The organism is Stenotrophomonas sp. PUT21 (assembly GCF_052232875.1).
GTDB lineage: Bacteria > Pseudomonadota > Gammaproteobacteria > Xanthomonadales > Xanthomonadaceae > Stenotrophomonas > Stenotrophomonas maltophilia_N.
Genome location: NZ_CP197645.1, coordinates 2,918,372 through 2,941,998, shown reverse-complemented (window position 1 = coordinate 2,941,998; position 23,627 = coordinate 2,918,372). Strand labels below are relative to the sequence as shown.

Here is a 23,627-nt window from a genome sequence, read left to right as displayed (position 1 = left end):
GACCTGGCATGAGCACGCTGCGCGATGCCATGAGCCACGCTGCGCTGGGCTGGGTCAAGCCGGAGCTGGACGAGACCCTGCGCCAGGTGCGCAACGAGGTCGAGTACTACGTGGAAGACCCTGCCGATGGCAGCCGGATGCGCTTCTGCGCCGGTTACCTGCACCAGGTGCAGGGCACCCTGCGCATGGTGGAGCTGTACGCCCCGGCGATGGTGGCCGAAGAGCTGGAACAGCTGGCCAATGCGATCGGCGCCGGCGACGTACCGGACCGCGATGAAGCCTGCGCCACGCTGATGCGTGGCAGCGTGCTGCTGCCCGATTATCTGGAGCGCCTGCAGAACGGTCACCGGGACATCCCGATCGTGCTGCTGCCGCTGCTCAACGACATCCGGTCGGCACGCGCCGCGCCGGGCATCAACGAGAGTGTGCTGTTCGCCTTCGCGCCGGACAGCGCGAGCGCCACCGAAGCCGAGCTGGATCATGCGCGCGGCAGCCTGAGCGGGCGCAATCGCGAACTGCTCGATACGGTCGGCAACGCGGTCAAGGAAGAACTGCTGCGGATCAAGGATGCGCTGGACCTGCACCTGCGTACCGGCGGCGAGCCGGTGCAGCTGCAGACCCAGGTCAACGAGCTCGGCGCGGTCGCTGATACGCTGGGCATGATGGGCCTGGGCGTGGCCCGCGGCGTGGTCGTGCAGCAGCGCGATGCGTTGCGCGAGGTGGTGGACGGCCAGCAGCAGATCGACGAAAGCCTGCTGCTGGATATCGCCGGCGCGCTGCTGTACGTGGATGCCTCGCTGGATGACCAGGTCGCCCATCTGGGCGCCGGCGGCAGCGGCGAAGATGACCCGAGCGCGGTGGAGAACCGGCGCACGGTGGAGGTGCTGGCGCATGAAGCCATCGCCAACTTCGCTGCGGCGCGCGAGCACTTCGTCGCGTTCATCGAAACCAACTGGAACCACCAGCAGTTGCAGGAAGTGCCGCGCCTGCTGGGCGAGGTCGCCGGCGCGCTGCGCATGCTCGATCTGTCCGTTCCGGCCGACTACCTGCAGGGCGTACGCCAGTACATCGCGGTGGAACTGCTCGGCAAGCAGCGCGTGCCCAGTGGCCGCCAGCTGGACACCCTGGCCGACGCCATGGCCAGCCTGGAGTACTACCTGGAGGCACTGCGCGAACGCCGACCGGGCCGCGATGAAATTCTGGACATCACCCGCAGCAGCCTGGAAACCCTGCGTTACTGGCCGCTGCCGGATGCGAACCAGCCGACCGCCGATACCGGGCCGGAATCGCTGCCGGTCGCGCCGGAACCCATCGAGCTGACCCCCTGGGACGCGCCTGCACCGGGGCCGATCGAACGTGGCGTGACCGCCGAGGTTCCGCGTCCGGCCAACCTGCCGCCGCCGCTGCCGGACTTCACCTTCGATCCGCCGCCGGCGGTCGCCCCGCCGGCGACCCCGCCGCCGGTGGCGCTGGTGTTCGATGCCTCCACCGCGCCGGTCGCCGCCGATGCGCCGCAGTGGACGTTGGCCAGTCATGACGACGTGGACGACCTGCCTACGTTCGCCCATTTCGATCCGGTCATTGCCGAGGTGCCGGCCGGTGCCGCATGGGACGTCGCGCCGCTGCCGTCCGCGCTGCAGGTCGATGGCGTGCTCGACGAGGTGCACGTGGCGACGTCGGCGCGCGCGGACGACGTGGCGGACATGCCACCGGAGATGCCGGCCTTCGTGGCCACGGGCGCCGGTTTCGACCCGGTGGCCGCCGAGCACGAGACGCTGGAGCTGAGTGACGCGCCGATCGAATTCACCTTCGATGAGGGGCTGCACAACGCCGACGACGTGCTGTCGCTGCAGATCGATGACAGCGACAACGGCACCAACACCGATAACGACAACGACACCGATGGCGTTGCCGAGGAGACGGCCGCGTCCAGCCCGTTCGCGCCGAGCGCGATGGATGTGGAGACCCTGCCGACGTTCCTGCAGGAGATTCCGGTGGCCTCGGCGGACGACAGTGTCGCCGAGCCGATCGATGCGTTCATCGATGGCACCGATACCGCACCGCAGGCCGCGGCAGGTGCCGCGCTGCCGCCGCCGGCAGTGCAGGATGCGGTCATCCGCCGTATCGAGCTGGATGACGAATCGACCCGCTTCCTGGCCGAACTGGATGCCGCCGCCGCGCAGTTCCGCCCGGAAGGCACGGGTATCGATACCGTGCCGGCCGCCGCTGCCCCGGCAAGCCCGGCGCTGGCCGCGCCCGCCGACGACACCAGCATCGAAGCCGGCTTCGAAGACGATGGCGAGAACATCGATCAGGACATCCGCGAGGTCTTCATCGAAGAGTTCGACGAAGAACTGGTGAACCTGGGCAACCTGCTCCCGGCCTGGCGCATCGCGCCGGACAACCTGGACCGCCTGCGCCCGATCCGCCGCGTGTTCCATACCCTCAAGGGCAGTGGCCGGCTGGTCGGTGCGCGCACCCTGGGCGAGTTCAGCTGGAAGATCGAGGGCATGCTCAACCGCGTGCTCGATGGCAGCCGCCCGGCCTCGCCGGCCGTGGTTGCCCTGGTCGGCCAGGCCTACGACGTGCTGCCGCAGCTCAACGCGGCACTGCGCGATGGCAGCCGTGTCACCGCCGATCTGCAGGCCATTCAGGCCATCGCCGATCGTGTGGCTGCAGGCGAAGAAACCTTCCATGTGCCGCTGCAACGTGCCGCGACCGCCGCTGTCCCGGCGCCCCTCGACGCCACTGTGGCCGAGGCCGCGCCGGTGATCGAGAGCACGCCGGCCGACATCGACAGCGTGCTACGCGAGATCCTGGAAGCCGAGGTCGAGGTGCATCAGGCGACGCTGCAGGCGTGGCTGGACGCGGCCGCCGATGCCCCGCAGCCGGTGACCGACGGGCTGCTGCGCGCCGTGCACACCATGAATGGCGCCTTCGCCATGACCGACGTGCCGGAGATCACGGCGGTCACCGGTGCGGCGGAAAGCTACATCAAGCGCTCGCTGGCCGCCGATGCGCTGCCGAGTGCTGCCGGCATGGAGGCGCTTGCGCAGACCTGCGCGGCGATCACCACGACCATGACGGCCTTGCAGGACGACGCCCCACGGGTGCCGGTGCAGACCGCGCTGGCCACCCGTCTGGTGGCCCTGGCTGATACGTTGCCCGAAGCGCGCTGGCCGGCGCTCGTGGACGACGAGCTGGACCTGGTGGATGACGACGCAGAGCCGTTCGCTGCGGTGGCCGATGAGCCGGCGGATGCGTTCCTCGTCACTGGCGATGCCGTGCAGGACGATGCCGCGCCGGTCCTGGCGACCGCCGATGACACCACTGCAACCGACTACCAGCAGGCCGAGATCGATGCTGATGGCCTGAGTGTGATCGCGCCCGATCGCGCGGCCGCTGATGCCCACGACGACGATGCCGACAGCGACGATGCCCTCGTCGCGATGGAACTGACGGGCACGGATGACCTGTCCGCCTACTTCGACGCCGAGTTGCCCGACACCGTGCGCGCAGCGCAGTCGCCGGATGCCGTGGCAGAGGAGGCTGATCTGGCGCCCGTGCCTGCGGGCCTGGAGGCAGTCGAGTTGACCTCGGCCGAGGATCTCTCGCGCTACTTCGATACGCTCGCCGAGCCGGTCACGCCGGAGATCCGGGTCGACGCCGACACCGACGCCAGGTTCGACGCCGAAGCGGACGCTCAAGCGGAAGGCAAGACAGATGCGGCAGCCGACGCCCCGACCGACGCGGCAGAGGCGACGGAGGTCGTTGCCGACGGTCCGGGCGATGCCGATGCCGATGTCGATGCCGATGCCGATGCCGATGCCCATACGCCTGGCAGCGCCTACGCAGTGGCCGTCGATGACGCGGCCAATGACAGCTGGAGCGACACCGACCAGGACAGCGACGATGACGCCCAGGCGCTGGAGGAGGCCCTGCCGCCGCCGCCCGCATTTGGCGAGGTGGTGGACGCCCAGCAGGCCATGGACGACGGCTTGACCGTTGTTGATGCGCTGGAGGCATCCGATACCGGCGTGCTCGGTCTGGATGCCACGGATGAGAACACCGGTGAAGCCGATGCGTTCGCCGAGGTGATCCAGACCCCGGTGCCTGGAGCCGCCGCCGACGCTGCCAGCCCCGCGCCCTTCTTCGAACTGGAAGACGCACCTGCCGCAACCCTTGCGCCCCCCCTGGAAGCGGATGACATCCTCCCGGTGGACGCCACCGAGAGCGACGAGCTTGCGCCGGGTGATGCGCTCGACTTCACCCAGCTCGACCAGGAGCTGGTCGATATCTTCGTGGAGGAGGGCAAGGACCTGCTCGACCATTGCGATGGCCTGATCAGCGAGCTGCGCGCCGCGCCCCAGGACCGCGACGTGATCGCCGGCCTGCAGCGCGATCTGCACACGTTGAAGGGTGGCGCGCGCATGGCCGGGATCAACCCGATCGGCGACCTTGGCCACGGCATCGAATCGCTGCTGGAAGCCGTCGCGGCCAACCGCACCGATATCGACCGCAGCGACGTGCATCTGCTGGAGCGCGGGTTCGATCGCCTGCACCAGCTGCTGACCCGTACCGGGCAGCACCGTACCGTGGCGATGCCCGACGACCTGATCGCCGCTTTCGAGCAGCGTACCCAGGGCCGTGTCGCGCCCGAACCGATCGAAACCCCCGAGCCGCCGCTTGCGTCTGGCGATGCCAGGGTCGAGGCCGCCATCGCCGCGCTCGTCGCGGCACCGTTGTCGGCACCGGTGCCGCTGGAAACCGTCAGCGAGGAGGATGGTCTGCCGCGGCCGCAGCAGGAACAGGTGCGCGTGCGCGCCGACCTGCTGGACCGCCTGGTCAACCACGCCGGTGAAGTGGCGATCTACCGCTCGCGCCTGGAACAGCAGCTGGGCGCCTTCCGCGGCGCCATGGGCGAACTGGACCGCACCAATGCCCGTCTGCGCGATCAGCTGCGCCGGCTGGACCTGGAAACCGAAGCGCAGATCGTCGCCCGCTACCAGCGCGAGCAGGACCAGGCCGACCACAAGTTCGATCCGCTCGAGCTGGACCGCTTCTCCACGCTGCAGCAGCTCAGCCGCGCGCTGAACGAATCGGCGGCCGACCTCGGCGGTCTGCAGGGCGTGCTGGACGATCTCTCGCGCCAGTACGACGTGCTGCTGCAACAGCAGTCGCGCGTCAGTTCGGAACTGCAGGACGGCCTGATGCGTGCGCGCATGGTGCCGTTCGATGGACTGGTGCCGCGCCTGCGCCGTGTCGTGCGCCAGGCGGGCCAGGACACCGGCAAGCAGGTTCACGTCACCCTGGAAGGCACCCACGGCGAACTGGACCGCAACGTGCTCGACCGCATGGTCGCGCCGCTGGAACACATGCTGCGCAACTCGGTGGCGCATGGCCTGGAAACGCCGGAACAGCGTCGTGCCGCCGGCAAGCCGGAGGAGGGCGAGATCGCCATCCGGCTGCGCCGCGAAGGCTCGGAAATCGTGCTGGAAGTGGCTGACGATGGTGCCGGGCTGGACCGCCAGGCGATCCGTCGCCGCGCCGAACAGCGTGGCCTGATCGCCGCCGATGCCGTGCTGGGCGATGCCGAACTGGACGCGATGATCTTCTCGCCCGGCTTCAGCACCGCCGACCAGGTCAGCCAGCTGGCCGGCCGTGGCGTGGGCATGGACGTGGTCCACAACGAAGTGCGCCAGCTCGGCGGCTCGGTGGACATCCACTCGGTCAGCGGCCAGGGCGTCACCTTCACCCTGCGCCTGCCGCAGACGCTGGCGGTCACCCAGGCGGTGTTCGTGCAGATCGGCGAGACCACCTTCGCAGTGCCGGTGGCCTCGGTCAGCGGTATCGGGCGGATCTCCCGCGAGCGCTTTGAAACCGCCAACGGCGGCTACCACTACGGCGGCGAAGAATTCGCGCTGCACGATCTGGGCACGTTGATCGGCCAGGCCCAGGCTCGCGCCGAAGGCCAGGCCCAGGTGCCGCTGCTGCTGGTCCGCGCCGGTGACCTGCGCGTGGCCGTGGCGATCGACCAGGTGCTGGGCAACCGCGAAATCGTGGTCAAGCCGGTCGGCCTGCAGATCGCCTCGGTCCCGGGCATCTACGGTGCGACCATCACCGGCGATGGCCGCGTGGTCGTCATCCTGGACGTCGCGCCGCTGGTGCGCCGTTACCTGGCCAACCCGCACAAGCCGATCACTGCGGCAGCCAAGGTCAGCGATCGCGATGTGCCGCTGGTGATGGTGGTCGACGATTCGCTGACCATGCGCAAGGTCACCGGCCGCATTCTGGAACGCCACAACTTCGAGGTCACGGTCGCCCGCGACGGTATCGAGGCCCTGGAGCGGCTGGATGAGCGCGTGCCCGACCTGATGCTGCTGGATATCGAGATGCCGCGCATGGACGGGTACGAGCTGGCCAGCGTCATGCGCGCCGACCCGCGCTACCAGGGCGTGCCGATCGTAATGATCACCTCGCGCAGCGGCGACAAGCACCGTCAGCGCGCCTTCGAACTCGGTGTCCAGCGCTACCTGGGCAAGCCGTACCAGGAACTGGATCTGATGCGTAACGTGTATGACCTGCTGGGGATCGCCCGTGCACGCGAGTGATGCCCACCCCCTGTTGCCGGTAGCGCTGCTGGCCCGTTCCGGGCCGGCGCGCGACCGCCTGCGCGAAGCGCTCGACCACGCCGGCGCCCGCGTGGTGCTGGAGGACGACCCGAACACGCTCGAGCTGCAGGCACTGCGCGATGCCGACCCCGGCGCGGTGTTGATCGCGCTGGAACCGGCGATCGAAGACGCGCTGGAGCGGCTGGATCCGGTGCTGGGCTCGCCCTCGCTGACCCTGATCTTCGACGAAGCCGAGCTGGCCGCGCGCCGCGATGGCTGGGAAGCGCAGCGCTGGGCGCGGCATCTGGTGGCCAAGCTGCACGGCCATCAGGACGTGCTGCCGCCGGGCTCGGAGCAGGACCAGCAGTTGCAGCCCGAACCGGGCCTGCCGGTGACGCCGGCGCAGCTGCATGCCGATGCACCGCTGGCGTTCCACCTGCGCGAAGCTGCCGATGCGGCCTCCGAGGTGCCCGCCGATGGCCTGTACCAGGCGCCGGCGGCGTTGCACGAGCCGGTGTCCCTGGAAGAGGCGCTGGCCGCGCTGCAGCCGGTGGATGCCGATCCGATCACAGCGGCCATTCCACCGATTCCCGCCTCGGCACCGCCAGCGGCCGCCGCCGCCGTGTCGATCGGCGACCACAACCGCTGGTCGCTGGTCGAGGATGACGGGGGGGGCGTGGTGTCCCCGCCGGTCACCGACACCGTGCCGGCACCGGAACGCTTCGACATCGAACGCCTGTCGCTGGTCGAGCTCGAACCCGAGGCCGGTCCCGCCGGTGGCTGCACCGGCGCGGTGCTGGTCCTGGCCGGCATCGGCGGGCCCGATGCGCTGCGCCGCCTGCTGGCCGCGCTGCCCGAATCGCTGAGCACCGCGGTGCTGGTGCATATGCGCCTGGATGGTGGGCGCTACGGCAATCTGGTCAAGCAGATGGCACGGGTCTCCGCCCTGCCGGTGCTGCTGGCCGAGGACGCCCAGCCCGTCGAAGCTGGCCAGGCCTACATCCTGCCCGACGACATCGGCATTGCCGTGCGCCAGGGCAGCCTGCATTTCATCGCCGACACCGCCGGCATCCAGATTGAGGCCCTGCCGGCCGCACACAGCGGCGTGGTCCTGCTCAGTGGCGCGGACGCCACCCAGCTGGACGCGGTGTTCGCCCTGGCCGCCGCCGGCGCCTGGGTGGCCGGTCAGGTCGGCGAAGGCTGCTATGACCCGACCGCGGCCAGCGCCGTGGTTGCGGCCGGGCAGGACGCCGGTGAACCGCCGCAGCTGGCCGCCACCATCGCCGAACGCTGGGGCGTGGACGCGTAACCGCGCCGACGCACCCTTGAAGGAAGACCCATGAGCTACGCCAGCAACGACGAAATCCGCGGTGTCCTGATCCAGGCCGGGCACGAACGCGTGCTGCTGCCCAACGCCACCGTCGCCGAAATGATGTCCAAGGTGCCGGTCGAAACCGTGCCCGATGCGCCGGCCTGGTTGGTCGGGCAGATCGCCTGGCACGGCTGGGACGTACCGCTGCTGTCCTTCGCCCGGTTGTCCGGGCAGGGCGACGAACCGGTGGTGACCAACAACAAGGTCGTCGTGCTCAAGGCACTGGGCGGCAATCCGCGCCGGCCTTACTTCGCCCTGCTGACCCAGACCTTCCCGCAGCTGATCGCGGTGCCGCGCGACGGCCTGCTGGCCGACGCCTCTGAGGAAACCCTGCCGCAGGGCGTGCACATGCGCGTGCTGCTGGGCGAGCAGAGCGCCCTGCTGCCGGACCTGGACGCGCTGGAAGCGGCCCTGGACGAATCCTTCCCCGTGGCGGGGTAAGAGCGTTACTTTTCAGCCCAGATCGCCCAGGCGTGCCTGCACGGCGGCGATCGCCGCCAGCCCGGCGGTCTCGGTGCGCAGCACCCGCGGGCCCAGCTGCAAGCCCTGGAAGCCGGCTGCCGCCAGTGCCTGGCGGTCGCGCGGCGACCAGCCGCCTTCCGGGCCTATCGCGATCACCACGCCGCCCGGAGCGGCCGAGAGGGTCGACAGGCGATGCTCGCCCTGCGGATCCAGGGTCAATTTCAGTGCCGCGCCCGGCATCGCGTTGGCTGCCTCCTGCAGCGATTGCGGCGCGGCCACGCTGGGCACGCGGGCGCGGCCGGATTGGCCACAGGCCGACACCACCACGCTGTGCCAGTGCGCCAGCCGCTTCTCGGCGCGGGCGGCGTCCAGCTTCACTTCTGTCCGCTCCGCGTTCACCGGTACAAAGGCCTGCACGCCCAGCTCGGTGGCCTTCTGCAGGATCAGGTCCATCTTCTCGCCACGGGCGATGCCCTGCAGCAGGGTGATGTGCAACGGCGATTCGTTGTCTAGCGCGGTGGCCGCCTCGATACGCACCTGCGCGTCGCGCTTGCCCACTGCCACCAGTGTCGCGCTGTAGTCCTGCCCATCGCCATTGAACAGCACGCAGCCATCGCCTTCGCGCAGGCGCATCACGCGGACCAGGTGGTTGGCAGCATCCTCGGGCAGCGACAGGGTCTGCCCGACCGCCAGCGGATGGTCGATATGGCTGCGGGTCACGCGCATGCGACGGCCTCGTCGATGGCGGCCAGGGTGGTCAGTGCAAGCAGGTCCAAATGTTCATCCTCGACGCAGTACGGCGGCATCCAATACAGCACATTGCCCAGTGGGCGCAGGACCACGCCGCGCTTGAGCGCGGCCTTGTAGGCGTGCAGCCCGACCCGGGCCTCGGCCGGGAACGGCGTGCGCTTGTCGCCGTTGCGGGTCAGTTCGAAGGCCACCACCATCCCGGCCTGGCGCACGTCGGCGACGTGTGCGTGATCGGCAAACGGCGCGGCCAGGGTACGCATCACTTCGGCCGTGCTGCGGTTGCGGGCGATCACATCCTCGCTGGCGAAGATGTCCAGCGTCGCCAGCGCGGCGGCGCAGGCCAGCGGATTGCCGGTGTAGCTGTGCGAATGCAGGAACGCGCGCTCGCGCGAATCGTCCAGGAAGGCGTCGTACAGCGCCTGCGTGGCCAGTACCGCCGAGAGCGGCAGGAAGCCGCCGGTCAGGCCCTTGGACAGGCACAGCAGATCGGGCATCACCCCGGCCTGCTCGCAGGCGAACATCGTGCCGGTGCGGCCGAAACCGGTGGCGATCTCATCGGCGATCAGGAACGCACCGTTGGCATCGCACAGCTCACGCGCACGCTGCAGATAGACCGGGTCATACATGCGCATGCCACCGGCGCACTGCAGGCGCGGTTCCAGAATCACCGCGCAGATTTCTCCCGGGTGCTGGTCGAACAGCGTGGCCAGCGCATCGGCCGCCTGGTGCGCGCGCTGCGCCGCACTCTGGCCGGGTTCGGCCAGGTAGGCATCGGGTGAGGGCGCGAACAGCGCTTCGGTCAGCAGCGGCGCATACACGCGTCGATACAGTGGGATGTCACCCACCGACAGCGCGCCCAGCGTTTCGCCGTGATAGCCGTTCTCCAGCGCGACGAAGCGGGTACGGTGGTTCTCGCCGCGGTTGCGGAAGTAGTGGAAGGCCATCTTCAGCGCCACTTCGACCCCGGCCGAGCCGTTGTCGGCATAGAACACCTTGGCCAGCGGATCACGCCCGGCCTGGCGTGGCGCGATCGCCAGCAGGCGCTCGGCAAGCCGCACCGCCGGCTCGTGGCTGAAGCCGGCCAGCATCACCTGTTCCAGCTGCGTGGCCTGCTGAGCGATGGCCGCACCGATGCGCGGTTGCGCATGGCCGAACAGATTGGTCCACCAGCTGCTGACCGCATCCAGATAGCGATGACCGTCGTGGTCGATCAACCACGGGCCTTCGCCGCGGGCGATCGGCAGCAGGGGCAGGGTGTCGGGATGCTCGCGCATCTGCGTGCACGGGTGCCACAGTACGGCCAGATCGCGTTGCCGCCACTGATCGGCCAGCGTGAGGGGGGCTGGGTCTGCTAGCATTTCGGGCTCATGAACACGTTTTCACCAGTACCCATTCTAGAGATGCTCGCATGAGCCGTCGCCTGCCCATCATCCACCAGATCACGGACGAGGAAAGCGGGCCGTTCCAGCGCCAGCATCTGGATCTGGAATTCTCCAATGGCGAACGCCGCCGCTTTGAACGGCTGGTGACCCGCGGCCATGGCGCCGTGGTCGTGGTGCCGATGCTCGATGACGAGACCGTGCTGCTGGTGCGTGAATACGCTGCCGGGATGCATCGCTATGAGCTGGGTCTGGTCAAGGGCCGCATCGATGCCGGCGAAACGCCCGAGCAGGCCGCCGACCGTGAGTTGAAGGAGGAGGCCGGGTACGGCGCCCGCCGGGTCGATGTGCTGCGCGCGATGACCCTGGCCCCGACCTACATGAGCCACCAGTCCTGGCTGGTGGTGGCACGCGATCTCTATCCCGAGCGCCTGGCCGGCGACGAGCCGGAGGAACTGGAGGTCGTGCCGTGGAAGCTGGCCGACCTGGACCAGCTGATGCTGCGCGAGGAGTTCTCCGAAGGCCGATCGCTGGCGGCGCTGTTCATCGCCCGCGAGTGGCTGGGACGGAAGGAATGATCAAACTCACGACGGATCTGCGCGAAACCGTCATCGCCATCGCCCAGGACGCGGCCGCCGCCATCATGGCCGTGTACGCCACGCCGTTCGATGTGGAGATCAAGTCCGACCACAGTCCGGTCACCGCCGCCGATCTTGGTGCCAACCAGGTGATCGAGCGCGGGCTGGCACAGCTGACCCCGGAGTTGCCGATCCTCTCCGAAGAATCGGCGCAGGTGCCTTGGGAGGTCCGCCAGCACTGGGGGGCGTATTGGCTGGTCGATCCGCTCGATGGCACCCGCGAGTTCGTCAAACGCAATGACGAGTTCAGCGTCAACATCGCCCTGATCTACCAGGGGGCCCCCGCGTTCGGCGTGGTGCTGGCGCCGGCCACCGGCCAGGTCTGGCACGCGATGCGCGGCGAGCTGGCCTACCGCCGCGACGGCATGCGCGACTCGGTACTGCGCACCCGTACACCGGCCACCGCACCGCTGCGGGTGGCGGCCAGCCGCTCGCATCGCAGCGAACAGACGCAGGCGCTGCTGGACCGCATGGGCGATATCGAGGTGCTCGCACAGGGCTCCTCGCTCAAATTCTGCCGGCTGGCCGAAGGCACGCTGGACGTTTACCCGCGGCTGGGCCCGACCGCTGAATGGGACACCGCCGCCGGCCAGTGCGTGCTGCACGCCGCCGGTGGCGCCGTGCTCTCGGCCGAGACCGGCAAGCCGTTCCGCTACAACCGCCGCGAAACCCTGTTGAACGGCGACTTCATTGCGCTCGGCGACACCCGCCTGCCGTGGCGCGAGTGGCTGCCCGCCTGACCTGACTGGAGCAACGATGCCTGCCACCGCCGAACTGGACCGCCTGCTGGGCATCATGGCGCGCCTGCGTGACCCGCAGCAGGGCTGCCCGTGGGACCTGCAGCAGGACTTTGCCAGCATCGCCCCGTACACCATCGAAGAAGCCTACGAGGTCGCCGATGCGATCGACCGCGGCGACCTGGACGATCTCAAGGATGAGCTTGGGGATCTGCTGCTGCAGGTGGTCTTCCACGCGCAGATGGCGCAGGAGCAGGGAGCGTTCGCGTTTGCCGATGTCGCCCGCGCGATCAGCGACAAGATGGAGCGTCGCCATCCGCATGTGTTCGCCCAGGTCCAGGTAGACGGTGCCGAGGACGTCAACAGCAACTGGGAGGCGATCAAACGCGCCGAGCGCGCCGCCAAGGGCCACACCGATACCTCGGCGCTGGCCGGGATCTCCCGCGGCCTGCCGGAATGGCAGCGGGCGGTGAAGCTGCAGGCACGCGCGGCGCGGGTCGGTTTCGACTGGCCGGGCCCGGCGCCGGTGATGGACAAGGTGCGTGAGGAACTGGACGAGGTCGCCGCTGAATTCGCGCGCGGCCCGGTCGAGGAGAACCACGCGCGCCTGCAGGAAGAGCTCGGCGACCTGCTGTTCGTCTGTGCCAATCTGGCGCGCCACGCCAAGGTCGATGTCGGCGCGGCACTGCGCCAGGCGAACCAGAAATTCGAGCGGCGCTTCCGCGCGATGGAGGCCCAGGCCGACGCGGGCGGGCAGACCATGGCCGCGCTGGATCTGGAGGCGCAGGAAGCGCTCTGGCAGCAGGCCAAGGCGGACGAGGCCACGTCGTGAAAACGCTGCTGCTGTTCGTGCTGACCGCCGTGGCCGAAATCGTCGGCTGTTACCTGCCGTGGCTGTGGCTGCGCAAGGACGGCAGCGCGTGGTTGCTGCTGCCGGCCGCCGCCAGCCTGGCGCTGTTTGCCTGGCTGCTGACGTTGCACCCGGCCGCCAGTGGGCGTGTCTATGCCGCCTATGGCGGGGTCTACATCGGCACCGCGCTGATGTGGTTGTGGCTGGTGGATGGCATCCGCCCCAGCCGCTGGGATCTGCTCGGCGTCGGCCTGTGCCTGGCCGGGATGATGGTGATCATGTTCGCCCCGCGCAGCGCCTGATCCTGCCTGACCGCGATCCAGGCTACTCCCCGACGCCGGCGTGAAGATGGCGTGGCTATACTCGGACCTACGATTCCGGGGAAAGGGAGTGACCTGATGTTTCCGACCATGCTGTTCTCGCTGGTGCTGGCTTTCGTGGCCGTTGTCATCCTCTTCAAGGCCGTGCGGATGGTGCCGCAGGGCTACGAATGGACCGTGGAGCGGTTCGGCCGCTATACCCACACCATGTCGCCCGGCCTGCATTTCCTGATCCCGATCGTCTACGGCGTCGGCCGCAAGGTGAACATGATGGAGCAGGTGCTGGATGTGCCCAGCCAGGAAGTGATCACCAAGGACAACGCCGCTGTACGCGTGGATGGCGTGGTGTTCTTCCAGGTGCTCGATGCCGCCAAGGCCGCCTACGAGGTCGCCAACCTGGAAGTGGCGATGATCGCCCTGGTGCAGACCAACATCCGCACCGTGATCGGCTCGATGGATCTGGATGAATCGCTCAGCCAGCGCGAAGTGATCAACGCCCAGCTGCTGAGCGTGGTCGACCATGCCACCAACCCGTGGGGCGTGAAGGTCAACCGGATCGAGATCCGGGATATCCAGCCGCCGCGTGACCTGCTCGATGCGATGGCGCGGCAGATGAAGGCCGAGCGCGAGAAGCGTGCGCAGATCCTGGAAGCCGAAGGCTCGCGCCAGTCCGAGATCCTGCGCGCCGAGGGCGAAAAGCAGGCCACCGTGCTGGAGGCCGAGGGACGCAAGGAGGCCGCCTTCCGCGACGCCGAGGCGCGCGAACGCCTGGCAGAGGCGGAAGCCAAGGCCACCACGATGGTGTCCGAGGCGATCGCCCAGGGCGACGTGCAGGCGATCAACTACTTCATCGCGCAGAAGTATGTGGAAGCGTTCAAGGAACTGGCGACCTCGCCGAACCAGAAGCTGGTGCTGATGCCGATGGAGGCCAGCGGCGTGATCGGCTCGATCGCCGGTGTGGCCGAACTGGCGCGCGAGGCATTCGCCAAGCAGGAAGAAAAGAAAGCCACGCGCGGCGTCCCGCCGCGGATCGGAGGCTGACATGCGCTGGGAAGTGGTGGCCTGGGGCGCATTGGCACTGGTGCTGTTCGCCGCCGAGGCGCTCGCGCCCGGTGCCTTCATGCTGTGGATCGGCATCGGCGCGGCGGCAGTGTTCGTGCTGGTCGCGGTGTTCGCCGACATTCCGCTGCTGTGGCAGGTGGTCGCCTTCGTGGTGCTCAGCGTGGTTTCCATCCAGTGCTATCGCCGCTGGGGCCGGTCGCATGATCGCCAGAGCGACCAGCCGCTGTTGAACCGGCGCGCCGAGCAGCTGATCGGGCGGGTGGTCGTTCTCGACCAGGCGATCGTCGCCGGCAAGGGTCGGGTCAAGATCGACGATGCCTTCTGGGTGGTCGCCGGCCCGGACCTGCCCGTCGGCAACCCGGTGCGGGTGGTGGCGGTGGAAGGGATGACGCTGAAGGTCCAGCAGGCCTGATCCGCGGTTTTCCCGCACCGCCGCAGGCGTTGTGAAGACGGTTCTGGGATAATGACGGCTTGCCTTCATTCCCCCGGAACCGGTCATGACCCAGAAGACGCTTCTCAACGATACCCACCGCGCACTCGGCGCCAAGATGGTCGATTTCGGTGGCTGGGACATGCCCATTCATTACGGTTCGCAGCTGGACGAGCACCACCTGGTGCGCAGCGATGCTGGCATGTTCGACGTCAGCCACATGACCGTGGTCGACCTGCGCGGTGAGCATGTCAAGCCGTTCCTGCGCAGGCTGCTGGCCAACTCGGTGGACAAGCTCAAGGCCACCGGCAAGGCGTTGTACTCGTGCATGCTCAATGCCCGCGGTGGCGTGATCGACGACCTGATCGTCTATTACATGGCCGACGATTTCTTCCGGATGGTGGTCAACGCCTCGACCCGTGAAAAGGACCTGGCCTGGATCCGCGAGCAGGCAGCGGCCTTCAACGTGGAGGTCATTGAGCGCGAAGACCTGGCCATCATCGCGGTGCAGGGCCCGACCGCACGCGAGCGCGCGGTCGGCCTGCTTGGCGAGGGTGACCGCGCCGCGCTGGAAAAGCTGGGCCGTTTCGCCGCGCTGGAAACCACCACCGCCGACGGCACCGCGCTGTTCGTGGCGCGCACCGGCTACACCGGTGAAGATGGTTTCGAGATCCTGCTGCCGCAGAGCGCCGTGGTCGCCTTCTGGAATGCCCTGAGCGCCGCCGGCGTGCGTCCGGCCGGCCTGGGCGCGCGCGATACGCTGCGCCTGGAAGCAGGCATGAATCTTTACGGCCAGGACATGGACGAGGAGATCACCCCTTATGAAGCCGGCCTGGCCTGGACCGTGTCGCTGGATGAAGGTCGCGACTTCATCGGGCGCGATGTACTCCAATCCCAGAAGGCGGCCGCCAACGCCCGCCAGCTGATCGGCCTGGTGATGGATGAGAAGGGCGTCCTGCGCCACGGGCAGACCGTGCTGACCGCCAGTGGTGAGGGCGAGATCCTGTCCGGCACGTTCTCGCCGACCCTGGGCAAGGGCATTGCGTTCGCCCGCGTGCCGGGCGGCGAACTGGGCGAGGTCCGTGTGGACATCCGCGGCAAGCAGATCCCGGTGCGCGTGGTGAAGTTCCCGTTCGTGCGCGAAGGCCAGGCCCAGCCCGGCGTGCTGATCGACGGCTGATGCCGTGATGTACCCGGTGCGGACGCGCTGGTGTCCGCGCCGGTTGGTTACACTACCCCCGTTTCTTGACCCCCCTGATATTCCTCGGAGCAGTCCCATGAGCGAGATCCCCGGCGACCTCAAATTCCTCAAGTCCCACGAGTGGGCACGCGTTGAAGGCAGCGGCCGCGTCACTGTCGGTATTTCCGACCACGCCCAGGGCCTGCTTGGCGACCTGGTCTACGTTGAACTGCCGGAGGTTGGCCAGGAGGTCAAGGCCGGCGAACAGGCAGCCGTGGTCGAGTCGGTCAAGGCCGCTTCGGACGTGTACAGCCCGATCACCGGCACGGTGGTCGAGGTCAACTCGGCCCTGAGCGACAAGCCGGAAACCATCAACGAAGACGCCTACGGCGACGGCTGGATCTACGTCGTCGAAGTGGCCGGCCTGGACGAAGTCAACGACCTGCTGGGTCCGGACGACTACGCCGACCTGCTGGAAAACGAAGATCACTGATCGTCGTTTCTGCTCAAGAACGGCCGCCCTGGTGCGGCCGTTTTTTTTTGCCCGCTCGCCGGGTGCGCGCCGACGGCGTTAGTAGTGCGTGAGGATGGCAGTGCGCGCGCGGTTGGATGTGGCCGCGACGAACGCCTCATGACGATCGGTTCGGTGCCGATGCGTGCCGGTGATCTGGTCTGCATCGACGCGCCGACGACGCACCGACAAGTCGTCGATGTGGACGCGCGGCGACGTTTGAAGACGTTCCCGGGGGACGGAGACGTCGGTGCTCGACGGTCAAAAGTTTGCGCAGTTGCGCGAATCGGCTCGAAAAAAGTGCGGGCGGATGTGAAAAGTTTTTCGGTCCGTTTAAGGTCCACACGGGAAGCCCGGCACGGTGCAGCGTCGAGGGCGGTGCATGTGCGGGTATGCATCCGCACCCACCGCGATGTTGCGTTGCTGCGACACGAAAGTGCTTCTTTTAAGTGTTTTTCTTTTCAGCGTTGTCCTCGCCCACGTGCGTTGGGCATTCGCCGGGCGGTGGCGTGGCGCGCTTGCCGGGTCGCGCCGGGGGATGGCAAGGGGGGGGCGCGGCAAGGCGTCGGCGTGAAAATTTTTCGCCGGGGTTGTTGACAGTCAAAAAAAGCGTGATTAGGTTTCGCCTCAGCAGACCTTGCCTGCGAACAGAGTGAGCAGAATCGACATCAAGTCGCGAAGCACAACCTGGACATCCACCTCGCGTCCGATGACGGTGGAGATGGCTTCGCTTCCTTCAGCGAACCGCAAGACCCTTCCTGATCCGATATCTGCCTGGCCGCATGTGGCAGGTGTCTCCGTATCCGTCACGACGCGCATGACGCGACGGCGGTCCCCGCGACGCAGCAACGGCGGGTTTGCTTTACCTGGGCGTTTCCACTCCATAGATCACTGACGAGGAGCCATCCCATGGCAACCAAGAAAGCTGCGAAGAAAAAGCCGGCCGCCAAAAAGGCAGCCAAGAAGGTCGCTAAGAAGGCCACTGCCAAGAAGGCCGTCAAGAAGGTAGCGAAGAAGGCTGCTGCCAAGAAGACGGTGAAGAAGGCGGCCAAGAAGGCGACCGCCCGCAAGGCAGCCGTAAAGAAGACGGCGAAGAAGGCCGTGAAGAAGACGGCAAAGAAGGCTGCGACCAAGAAGACCGCGAAGAAGGCAGTGAAGAAGACGGCGAAGAAGGCCGTCAAGAAGACTGCGAAGAAGGCAGCCACCAAGAAGACCGCGAAAAAGGCGGTAAAGAAGACGGCCAAGAAGGCGACCCGCAAGGTAGCCAAGAAGGCCGCTCCGAAGAAGGCTGCCAAGAAGACCGCCAAGAAGGCCACCCGCAAGGTAGCCAAGAAGGCCACCGCCAAGAAGGCGACTGCCCGCAAGGCTCCGGCCAGGAAGGCGTCCGCGAAGAAGGCAGTGAAGAAGGTTGCAAAGCGTAAGCCGGCCGTTCGCAAGAAGAAGGCCGCGCCGGTCGCTCTGCCGGCAACTCCGGCACCGCTGATCTGAGTTTTTCCCGATAGCCGTACCTGAGACTCCTTCCCTGGCAGCCCAGCGGGGAAGGAGTTTTTTTATGGGCAATGCGCCAGAGAACCACAAAAAAAGGCGGCCATGCGGCCGCCTTTTTCGATGCCACGCTGTCCGAGGATCAGCGCGGGGAGGCAACCGCGCGGTTCGACGAGACGCCCTTGCGCTTGCCCTGCGGAGCGGCGTCTTCGGCCATGAGGTTGTCGCTGCCGAAGTCGGTGTCCACGTCCAGCCAGCGCTGGGTCGGCAGGCCCATGGCCTGATCGAGGACGGTCGGCAGCAGGCCACTGGGCAGGCTGCTTTCGCCGTTCCACATGATGGCGATGCCAAGGTCGCGTTCGGGCACCAGCGCGACCAGGCCGCGATAGCCCTGCACGGCGCCGGCGTGGAAGATGACTTCATGGCCGGCGTAATCGAAGGTGCGCCAGCCAAGGGCGTAGCCGGCCGAGTTCAGGCGCTCGCGGCGCCAGCCCGAGCGCATTTCGCCGGGGGTGCTGATCAGGCTGGCATGCAGCGTGGCCAGCAGCGGCGCAGGCAGCACGTCGGGGCGATGGCCGGTGTGGGCGAGCAGCCACTGCGCCATGTCGCTGGCACTGGCATTGACGCCGGCAGCCGGGGCGAGACGGTAATAGGTCGGCTTGGGCGTCAGTGCGACCCAGCCGTTGCGGCTGCGCACGTGCGGGCGCGCCCAGCGCGAGCTGGCCTGGATGCCGGCCAGGCCGAGGCTGGCATCGTCCATGCCCAGCGGCTTGAACAGGCGGCGCTCGACGGATTGTTCGTAGAAGCTGCCGGAGGCGGCGTAGACCACATCACCGATCAGGCTGAAGGCCACGTTCTGGTACGCGTAGCAGTCGCCCGGCAGGCACTTGAGCGAGGTGGCGGCCAGCTTGTGGGTGAGTGTGTAGTACTCGGCGTTGGCTTCGACGTCGCGGTCGTAGGCGTTGTAGGGCAGGCCGACGCGGTGGCTGAGCAGATCGGCCACGGTCAGGCGTTCGGTCGCTTCGGGCGTGCTCAGCTGGAAGCCGGGCACGTAATCGGTGACCTTGCTGTCCCAGCGCAGGGTGCCATCGTTGACCAGCAGGCCGGCCATGGTGCCGGCGAAGGCCTTGGACAGCGAGGCCAGGCGGAACACGGTATGGGCATCGACCTGCTGCGGGTTGTTGACGTCGGTGACGCCGTAACCGCGCGCGCTGAGCACGCGCCCCCCCTGGACGATCGCCACGGCCATGCCCGGCACGCGCTCGCCGTAGGTGAGCTGCTGCGCCATCGATTCGATCGAGGCCACGTTGAAGCCCTGCGCGGGCGGCTGTACTTTCAGCCCGGCCGGCGTGGTGCGATACGCGGCAGGCTGGGTATGCGGGGCGGCGCTCGGCGCCGATTCCTCGATGTTGACCGGGAACGCGGCGGGCGTGGCAGGGGTCTGCGCGGTGGATGACATGGCGATGGGCATCAACATGCCCAACAACCCGGTTGCCGCCGAACGGATCGGTCGGCGCCTGTTGTTCTGATTCATCGTATGGGTGCCCGTGCGCGACTGCTGTGACCGATTCTAGCGCCGCTTTTCGTGATTGCACAAACGAATCGAAGATGAATGCGTATCGCATTGAAAACGCGCGGGTTTTGCGGATCCCGCCAAGGTCCGTCGAGGCGCGCGTGAAGGCCGCGCAGCGCATCCCTGTTCAGCCAGCCGCGGCGGTCCGGATCCAGTACGCGGCGCGCTCGGCGATCATCATGGTCGGGGCATTGGTGTTGCCGCTGATGAGGCTGGGCATCACCGAGGCATCCACCACCCGCAGCCGCTCGATGCCGTGCACGCGCAGGGTCGGGTCGACGACGGCTTCGGGATGCTGCCCCATCGCGCAGGTGCCGACCGGGTGGTAGATGGTCTCGGCCTTGGCCCGGATGAAGGCTTCCAGTGCCGCGTCGTCCAGCGCCTCGTGCGGAGGGAAGACCGGCGCCCCGCGCCAGCGATCGAAGGCCGGCTGCTGCAGTACCCGGGCCGACAGGCGTGCACATTCGAGCATCATTTTCAGGTCGTGACCGTCCGCATCGCCAAGGTAGTTGGCGTGGATGCGCGGCGCCGAGCGCGCATCGGCATCGCGAAGGCGCAGTTGCCCGCGGCTGCGAGGGTGCAGCGGGCAGGCATGCAGCGTGTAGCCCTCGCCAGGCAGGCGGTGCCGGCCGTGGTTGTCCAGCATCGCCGGGACGAAATGGAACTGGATGTCGGCGCGCGTATCGGTGGCCAGCGACGAGCGGGCGAAGCCGCCGGCCTCGGCCAGGTTGCTGGTGCCGGCGCCACGATGACCGCGCAGGAAGTAGTCGATGGCGATGCGCAGCTCGCTGCTGCGGTCGTAGCTGACGCCCGGCGTGGTGTGCACGACGGTGCAGATGTCCAGGTGGTCCTGCAGGTTGCGCCCGACACCGGGCAGATCCACGCGCGGGGTGATGCCGTGGCAGCGCAGCGTGTCGGCCTCGCCGATGCCGGACAGCATCAGCAGGTGCGGGGAGTGGATCGCGCCTGCGCTGAGGATCACTTCGACTGCCGCGTGTGCGTGCAGATGGTGACCGCCACGCCGATAGTGCACGCCCGTCGCTGTCGTGCCCTGGAAACTCAGCGCGGTCGCCTGCGCGCCGGTCAGCACCGTCAGGTTGCGGCGGTGGCGTGCAGGACGCAGGTAGGCATCCGCGCTCGAGCAGCGGGCACCTTCGCGCTGGGTGACCTGGTACAGCCCCACGCCGAGCTGCTGGTCACCATTGAAGTCCGCATTGTGGGGATGGCCGGCTTCCTGCGCGGCGGCGATGAAGGCGGCCGAGAGAGGGTTGTGGTGGCGCAGGTCGGACACCGACAGCGGACCGGCATCGCCGTGCAGCGCGCTGGCACCGCGGCTGTTGCGTTCGCCCTGCAGGAACCAGGGCAGCACCTGGTCCCAGCCCCAGCCGGTGGCGCCGCCCGCTTCCCAGCCATCGTAGTCGGCCGGCACCCCGCGCACGTAGCACATCGCATTGATCGAACTCGACCCGCCCAGCACCTTGCCGCGTGGCCACCACAGGCGACGGCGGCCGAGCGCTGGCTCCGGCTCGGTCTCCAGGTTCCAGTTGATCCGGCGGTTGTTCACCAGCCGCGCCAACCCGGCCGGCATGTGGATGAAGGGGTTGGTATCGCGCGGGCCGGCTTCCAGCAGCAACACCCGGCAGGCCGGGTCTTCGCTGAGCCGGTTGGCCAGCACGCAGCCGGCCGAGCCGGCACCGATCACGATGTAGTCGTACATGCCGCTCCTTGCCGGGGTGCGCAGCGAGCATAAGGCAGGTTGGGGCGGGCAGGGGCGGCGGCGCCAGCCACGCAGCGTTTCGCCGGTGGACGCGCCGGAGGCTGGCGATGTTGCGGTGCATCGTTTACCTTGCGCGCTTCGACGCCCGGAGTTCCCCACATGCTGCCGTTGCAACGCCCCTTGGCTGCGGAAAGCGGGCAATGACCGCGGCAGCCGGAACCGGCACGGCCGCCAGTGGCGTCCTGAGCGCCTGGCGGCGTTCGCCCCCGCTGGTGTGGGCCTCGATCTACTTCTTCTGCCTGCTCAGCGGCTACTACGTGCTGCGCCCGGTGCGCGAAGCGATGGCCGCCTCGTCCGATCTGCAGACGGTGTTCCCGTTGCCGCTGATCGAGTGGTTCGCCGGCCACGGGATCGCCCTGCAGGACTTCGTGCTGCAGTTCCTGTTCACCTGCGTGTTCTTCATCATGCTGGTGCTGCAGCCGCTGTACGGCGCGCTGGTGAGCCGCTTCCCGCGCCGGGTGTTCCTGCCGGCGGTGTACGGCTTTTTCATCGTCACCCTGCTCGGCTTCTATGTGATGTTCCAGGCCGGCCTGCCGGGGCGGGGCATGGCGTTCTTCTTCTGGATCACCGTCTTCAACCTGTTCGCGGTGGCGGTGTTCTGGAGCTTCATGGCCGACGTGTTCTCCAACGTGGAGGCGCGCGCGTATTACGGCTACCTCGGCGCGGCTGGCACCATCGGCGCCTTCCTGGGCCCGATCATCACCTCGACGCTGGTGCAGCGGGTCGGCATCGCCAACCTGATGCTGGTCTCGGCCGGTTTCCTGCTGATCTGCCTGGGCTGCATCTGGCGGTTGCGCCTGTGGGCGGTGGCACGCGAGCAGGAGCGGCAGCTGGTCTCTGGCGAGACGCCGATGGGCGGCAGCGTGTTCGATGGCCTGAAGCTGATCGTGCGTGAGCCGATGCTGCGGTGGCTGGCCCTGATGGTGCTGTTCGGCGTGGGCGTAGGCACGATGCTCTACAACGAGCAGGCCTCGATCGTGCGACGGCTGTACCCCGACGCCGCGGCCAGCACGGCGTTCTTCTCGCGCGTGGACCTGGCGGTGAACACCCTGACCCTGATCGTGCAGCTCGGCTTCACCCGCTGGTTGCTGTCGCGGTACGGCATCGCCCCGGCGCTGTTGATTCCGGGTGTGGCGATCATCATCGGCTTCTCGGTGCTGGCTGCCTCGCCGCTGCCGCTGATGGTGGCGATGGTGCAGGTGATGACCCGCGCCAGCGAATTCTCACTGGCCAAGCCGGCGCGCGAGACCATCTACACCCGTGTGGACCGCCAGTGGCGCTACAAGGCCGGCGCGGCGATCGACACCGTGGTCTACCGTGGTGCGGACCTGACCTTCGCCTGGGTGCACAAGGGGCTGTCCCTGTTCGGTTCGAACATCGTCTTCATCGGTGGGCTGGTCGTGGCCGGGGCGATGACCATCGCAGCCCTCGGCCTGCTGCAGGAAGAAAAGAAGCTGCCGGGCGAGCGCCCGGAGTAAGCTGCCCGCATTACGTTCTGGAAGCCTGCCCATGTATTGGATCGCGCTGTCGTTGACCCTGCTGGTCGCCCTGCTGCACGTGTACTTCCTGGTCCTGGAGATGTTCCTGTGGACCCGGCCGCTGGGCCTGAAAACGTTCCGCAATACGCCGGAAAAGGCCGAGACCACGCGCGTGCTGGCGGCCAACCAGGGGCTGTACAACGGCTTCCTCGCCGCCGGTCTGTTCTGGGGCCTGTTCGATCACCTGCCCATGCTGGTGAACTTCATGCTGGGCTGCGTGATCGTAGCCGGTTGCTATGGGGCGTACAGCGTCAACAAACGGATCTTCTTCATCCAGGCCGTGCCGGCCCTCCTGGCCGTGGCGGCATGGTGGATGGTGCCGGCCTGACAGGCGGCAGCCACGCATGGCGTAGCGCGATCCTGCGCCAGACAGATCGGATGCAGAGCCACCCCAGGGGTGGCTGCGCGCCAACGATCAACGTTTGAGGGGCGATACCCACATCGCGATCCGGACCTGAAACACCGCCGTGCCGCCGTCATCGCACACCTGCACCTTCACCGGCAGCGCATAGCCGGTCTCGGCCGCCACGATCGGCTGCTCCGGCGTGGCCACGGCATGCTGCGTGCCGGTCGCCTTGGCCAGGTACTCCACCTCCATGCCCTTCGGGATCCAGCGCATGCCCTTGGGCAGCGAGGCATCCACCATCAGCCCGGCGGTGAGTTCGGCCAGGTTGCACAGCGCGATCGCGTGCACCGTGCCGATATGGTTGGTGACCTTGCGCCGGTGCGCGATGCGCCCTTCGCAGCGGCCAGGCTCGAGCAGGGTGATGTGCGGGGCGATGCTGGCGAAATAGGGCGCCTTGAAGCACACCGCGCGCGAGAACAGCCAGGTGCCGGCAGGCCAGCGCTGCAGGCGGCGATACAGAGTGAGCAGTGGAGCGGACATCGGTGGGTCTCCCTAAAGAAACGGCGGACCGAAGTCCGCCGTTGTCGTTTACATGGTGCCAGGATC

General features: G+C 67.9%; 19 protein-coding genes. 14 read left to right on the top strand and 5 right to left on the bottom strand.

All coding sequences use genetic code 11. From position 1 onward, the window contains the following. Window positions 1–8: 8 nt before the first annotated feature. From ACTT2I_RS13420 to ACTT2I_RS13410, 3 genes are read left to right on the top strand one after another with little or no spacing between them, the layout of a single operon-like run. Window positions 9–6,611: an Hpt domain-containing protein gene (locus tag ACTT2I_RS13420; RefSeq protein WP_421099152.1), complete on the top strand. Its 6,603-nt coding sequence runs from the start codon at window positions 9–11 to the stop codon at window positions 6,609–6,611. Further along, window positions 6,598–7,920, top strand: coding sequence for a chemotaxis protein CheB (locus tag ACTT2I_RS13415; RefSeq protein WP_421099153.1), 1,323 nt, complete (start codon window positions 6,598–6,600; stop codon window positions 7,918–7,920). Before ACTT2I_RS13420 ends, ACTT2I_RS13415 begins: the two co-directional genes overlap by 14 nt. Before the next feature lie 30 nt (window positions 7,921–7,950). Further along, window positions 7,951–8,424 (top strand): chemotaxis protein CheW, encoded by a 474-nt coding sequence (locus ACTT2I_RS13410; protein WP_019185133.1) that lies wholly within the window; start codon window positions 7,951–7,953, stop codon window positions 8,422–8,424. A gap of 12 nt (window positions 8,425–8,436) precedes the next feature. Here ACTT2I_RS13410 and ACTT2I_RS13405 read toward each other — a convergent pair whose 3' ends face one another. Continuing rightward, window positions 8,437–9,171 (bottom strand): 16S rRNA (uracil(1498)-N(3))-methyltransferase, encoded by a 735-nt coding sequence (locus ACTT2I_RS13405; protein ID WP_421099154.1) that lies wholly within the window; start codon window positions 9,169–9,171, stop codon window positions 8,437–8,439. Further along, on the bottom strand, window positions 9,162–10,553 hold the full coding sequence (gene bioA, locus ACTT2I_RS13400) for an adenosylmethionine--8-amino-7-oxononanoate transaminase (RefSeq protein ID WP_088432924.1): 1,392 nt from the start codon (window positions 10,551–10,553) through the stop codon (window positions 9,162–9,164). Before bioA ends, ACTT2I_RS13405 begins: the two co-directional genes overlap by 10 nt. 50 nt (window positions 10,554–10,603) lie before the next feature. Between bioA and nudE the strand changes: the two genes are divergently transcribed. The 9 genes from nudE to ACTT2I_RS13355 all read left to right on the top strand — a co-directional run bounded on the left by nudE (window position 10,604) and on the right by ACTT2I_RS13355 (window position 17,790). After that, entirely contained in the window at window positions 10,604–11,152 is a 549-nt protein-coding gene (gene nudE / locus ACTT2I_RS13395; protein WP_088432925.1) for an ADP compounds hydrolase NudE, read from the top strand. Next, window positions 11,149–11,952, top strand: coding sequence for a 3'(2'),5'-bisphosphate nucleotidase CysQ (gene cysQ / locus ACTT2I_RS13390; protein ID WP_088432926.1), 804 nt, complete (start codon window positions 11,149–11,151; stop codon window positions 11,950–11,952). Before nudE ends, cysQ begins: the two co-directional genes overlap by 4 nt. A 16-nt stretch (window positions 11,953–11,968) precedes the next feature. Then, window positions 11,969–12,781 carry a nucleoside triphosphate pyrophosphohydrolase gene (gene mazG, locus ACTT2I_RS13385; RefSeq protein ID WP_421099155.1) on the top strand — a complete coding sequence of 271 codons (813 nt, stop codon included), beginning with the start codon at window positions 11,969–11,971 and terminating at the stop codon, window positions 12,779–12,781. Next, complete coding sequence (locus ACTT2I_RS13380) at window positions 12,778–13,101, top strand: YnfA family protein (RefSeq protein WP_088432928.1); 324 nt, start codon at window positions 12,778–12,780, stop codon at window positions 13,099–13,101. The genes mazG and ACTT2I_RS13380 overlap by 4 nt, the downstream gene beginning before the upstream one ends. Window positions 13,102–13,197: 96 nt before the next feature. Continuing rightward, complete coding sequence (locus ACTT2I_RS13375) at window positions 13,198–14,160, top strand: SPFH domain-containing protein (protein ID WP_046272684.1); 963 nt, start codon at window positions 13,198–13,200, stop codon at window positions 14,158–14,160. Window position 14,161: 1 nt separating this feature from the next. Next, window positions 14,162–14,593, top strand: coding sequence for an NfeD family protein (locus ACTT2I_RS13370; RefSeq protein WP_088432929.1), 432 nt, complete (start codon window positions 14,162–14,164; stop codon window positions 14,591–14,593). Between the two features lie 85 nt (window positions 14,594–14,678). Further along, a complete protein-coding gene (gene gcvT, locus ACTT2I_RS13365) occupies window positions 14,679–15,791 on the top strand; it encodes a glycine cleavage system aminomethyltransferase GcvT (protein WP_421099156.1) in 1,113 nt (370 codons plus the stop codon). A gap of 97 nt (window positions 15,792–15,888) precedes the next feature. Continuing rightward, window positions 15,889–16,284: a glycine cleavage system protein GcvH gene (gcvH, locus tag ACTT2I_RS13360; protein ID WP_088432931.1), complete on the top strand. Its 396-nt coding sequence runs from the start codon at window positions 15,889–15,891 to the stop codon at window positions 16,282–16,284. Window positions 16,285–17,211: 927 nt separating this feature from the next. After that, window positions 17,212–17,790 carry a histone gene (locus ACTT2I_RS13355; RefSeq protein ID WP_088432932.1) on the top strand — a complete coding sequence of 193 codons (579 nt, stop codon included), beginning with the start codon at window positions 17,212–17,214 and terminating at the stop codon, window positions 17,788–17,790. Between the two features lie 139 nt (window positions 17,791–17,929). Here ACTT2I_RS13355 and ACTT2I_RS13350 read toward each other — a convergent pair whose 3' ends face one another. Beyond that, window positions 17,930–19,321, bottom strand: a complete 1,392-nt coding sequence (locus tag ACTT2I_RS13350) for a serine hydrolase domain-containing protein (RefSeq protein ID WP_088432933.1) — start codon at window positions 19,319–19,321, stop codon at window positions 17,930–17,932. Window positions 19,322–19,487: 166 nt separating this feature from the next. Further along, the gene (locus ACTT2I_RS13345; protein ID WP_421099157.1) at window positions 19,488–21,077 is read right to left on the bottom strand and encodes a GMC family oxidoreductase; all 1,590 of its coding nucleotides are present in this window, start codon (window positions 21,075–21,077) and stop codon (window positions 19,488–19,490) included. Between the two features lie 200 nt (window positions 21,078–21,277). On the opposite strand from ACTT2I_RS13345, the gene ACTT2I_RS13340 reads away from it, so the two are divergent. Both ACTT2I_RS13340 and ACTT2I_RS13335 read left to right on the top strand, forming a co-directional pair. After that, window positions 21,278–22,615: an NTP/NDP exchange transporter gene (locus tag ACTT2I_RS13340; RefSeq protein WP_088432935.1), complete on the top strand. Its 1,338-nt coding sequence runs from the start codon at window positions 21,278–21,280 to the stop codon at window positions 22,613–22,615. Window positions 22,616–22,646: 31 nt separating this feature from the next. Then, window positions 22,647–23,003, top strand: a complete 357-nt coding sequence (locus tag ACTT2I_RS13335) for a DUF1304 domain-containing protein (protein WP_088432936.1) — start codon at window positions 22,647–22,649, stop codon at window positions 23,001–23,003. Between the two features lie 87 nt (window positions 23,004–23,090). Here ACTT2I_RS13335 and ACTT2I_RS13330 read toward each other — a convergent pair whose 3' ends face one another. After that, on the bottom strand, window positions 23,091–23,561 hold the full coding sequence (locus ACTT2I_RS13330; RefSeq protein WP_421099158.1) for a hotdog fold domain-containing protein: 471 nt from the start codon (window positions 23,559–23,561) through the stop codon (window positions 23,091–23,093). Between the last annotated feature and the right edge of the window lie 66 nt (window positions 23,562–23,627).

What these genes read in the sequence shown, in the direction of transcription:
- ACTT2I_RS13375 (WP_046272684.1), top strand. Translation starts at nt 13,198, where the DNA reads ATGTTTCCGACCATGCTGTTCTCGCTGGTGCTGGCTTTCGTGGCCGTT.
- ACTT2I_RS13355 (WP_088432932.1), top strand. Translation starts at nt 17,212, where the DNA reads ATGGCAACCAAGAAAGCTGCGAAGAAAAAGCCGGCCGCCAAAAAGGCA.
- ACTT2I_RS13340 (WP_088432935.1), top strand. Translation starts at nt 21,278, where the DNA reads ATGACCGCGGCAGCCGGAACCGGCACGGCCGCCAGTGGCGTCCTGAGC.
- bioA (WP_088432924.1), bottom strand. Translation starts at nt 10,553, where the DNA reads ATGCTAGCAGACCCAGCCCCCCTCACGCTGGCCGATCAGTGGCGGCAA.
- ACTT2I_RS13405 (WP_421099154.1), bottom strand. Translation starts at nt 9,171, where the DNA reads ATGCGCGTGACCCGCAGCCATATCGACCATCCGCTGGCGGTCGGGCAG.
- ACTT2I_RS13410 (WP_019185133.1), top strand. Translation starts at nt 7,951, where the DNA reads ATGAGCTACGCCAGCAACGACGAAATCCGCGGTGTCCTGATCCAGGCC.
- ACTT2I_RS13330 (WP_421099158.1), bottom strand. Translation starts at nt 23,561, where the DNA reads ATGTCCGCTCCACTGCTCACTCTGTATCGCCGCCTGCAGCGCTGGCCT.
- ACTT2I_RS13345 (WP_421099157.1), bottom strand. Translation starts at nt 21,077, where the DNA reads ATGTACGACTACATCGTGATCGGTGCCGGCTCGGCCGGCTGCGTGCTG.
- ACTT2I_RS13335 (WP_088432936.1), top strand. Translation starts at nt 22,647, where the DNA reads ATGTATTGGATCGCGCTGTCGTTGACCCTGCTGGTCGCCCTGCTGCAC.
- ACTT2I_RS13370 (WP_088432929.1), top strand. Translation starts at nt 14,162, where the DNA reads ATGCGCTGGGAAGTGGTGGCCTGGGGCGCATTGGCACTGGTGCTGTTC.
- gcvH (WP_088432931.1), top strand. Translation starts at nt 15,889, where the DNA reads ATGAGCGAGATCCCCGGCGACCTCAAATTCCTCAAGTCCCACGAGTGG.
- cysQ (WP_088432926.1), top strand. Translation starts at nt 11,149, where the DNA reads ATGATCAAACTCACGACGGATCTGCGCGAAACCGTCATCGCCATCGCC.
- nudE (WP_088432925.1), top strand. Translation starts at nt 10,604, where the DNA reads ATGAGCCGTCGCCTGCCCATCATCCACCAGATCACGGACGAGGAAAGC.
- ACTT2I_RS13420 (WP_421099152.1), top strand. Translation starts at nt 9, where the DNA reads ATGAGCACGCTGCGCGATGCCATGAGCCACGCTGCGCTGGGCTGGGTC.
- mazG (WP_421099155.1), top strand. Translation starts at nt 11,969, where the DNA reads ATGCCTGCCACCGCCGAACTGGACCGCCTGCTGGGCATCATGGCGCGC.
- gcvT (WP_421099156.1), top strand. Translation starts at nt 14,679, where the DNA reads ATGACCCAGAAGACGCTTCTCAACGATACCCACCGCGCACTCGGCGCC.
- ACTT2I_RS13350 (WP_088432933.1), bottom strand. Translation starts at nt 19,321, where the DNA reads ATGAATCAGAACAACAGGCGCCGACCGATCCGTTCGGCGGCAACCGGG.